Annotated in this window: 1 protein-coding gene and 2 pseudogenes; all 3 read right to left on the bottom strand. The window is 39.4% G+C overall.

Annotation, left to right across the window (positions count from 1 at the left end):
- A pseudogene (locus CBG25_RS04640) lies at positions 1-332 on the bottom strand (hypothetical protein); the annotation flags it as partial.
- 10 nt (positions 333-342) lie between these two features.
- Positions 343-432, bottom strand: a pseudogene (locus tag CBG25_RS04635) (hypothetical protein); the annotation flags it as partial.
- Complete coding sequence (locus CBG25_RS04630) at positions 432-719, bottom strand: hypothetical protein (protein WP_290604911.1); 288 nt, start codon at positions 717-719, stop codon at positions 432-434. The pseudogene CBG25_RS04635 and the gene CBG25_RS04630, both read right to left, overlap by 1 nt.
- Positions 720-870: the final 151 nt, after the last annotated feature.

Here is an 870-nt window from a genome sequence, read left to right as displayed (position 1 = left end):
ACATGTGCTAATACTTTCTCTAGCGAGCCAGTATTAAGATAACTTTGTTTGGCTCTCTCCCATGATTCTACTTTGCTTGGCGTTAATATTTTTTTCTTGATGATAGCGGGGTATATTCTTAATCCATCGACATATTCCTGTCGATTTTTTACCCGCTCAACGCAAATCATGACTTTTACATTTTTCCAATCTTCAAGAAATGGCGAACCGGTTATTCGTTTAACCATTTTGCTATTGGTTGCATTGAGAATCATCGGCTTAACTGTCTCGTCGGGTCTAATTTCTTTCTCTTCAAAATAAGCCGTGTTAAAAACATCTTTTATCTGGTTCAAATAAAACATGAGAGATAGTTAACACTGTTGGTTCAACAATATCGGCGCTGTTCAAATAAGGGGAATCGAACGCCTTTCTATAGTGCGTTTTGTCTTTCATTAAGCAGGTACCTCGTAGTAAGCATCACGGCATCGCATCAGATWCAAAATTTGTTCGACTTTCTGAGTAACGTCGTACAAGACTTCATCGAATCCGTCGGTAGTTTCCAGTGCGAGTAACCATGCTTCGTATTCATTGCCTTTATCTGTATCGGAGAGTTTTTGCGCAAGATAGGCGTTAGTTAAACTTTCGTATAAATACTCCCCGCCTGGCTGACAGAACTCTTCTTCTTCAACCGTTAATTTTTTCAGCGCGCGAAGAATTTCATTTTCAGTTTGAATGTCCATGCGGTTTCCTTCTTCGGCGATAGCGGTTCTTAACCGTATATAGATACGCTTTCGTTAAGCAGCGGTTATCAATGCTGTCAGTAGGGTATCTGTCTAATTGATTTTTGAATGTAGCAAGAAGGTTTACTGCGTAATTTTCTTGTTCGTTATC

The sequence above is a fragment of the Arsenophonus sp. ENCA genome (genome assembly GCF_002287155.1).
In the GTDB taxonomy this organism is placed as follows: Bacteria; Pseudomonadota; Gammaproteobacteria; order Enterobacterales; family Enterobacteriaceae; genus Arsenophonus; species Arsenophonus nilaparvatae.
The sequence above is the reverse complement of the archived record's forward strand: the minus strand, read 5'-3'. Positions and strand labels throughout refer to the sequence as shown.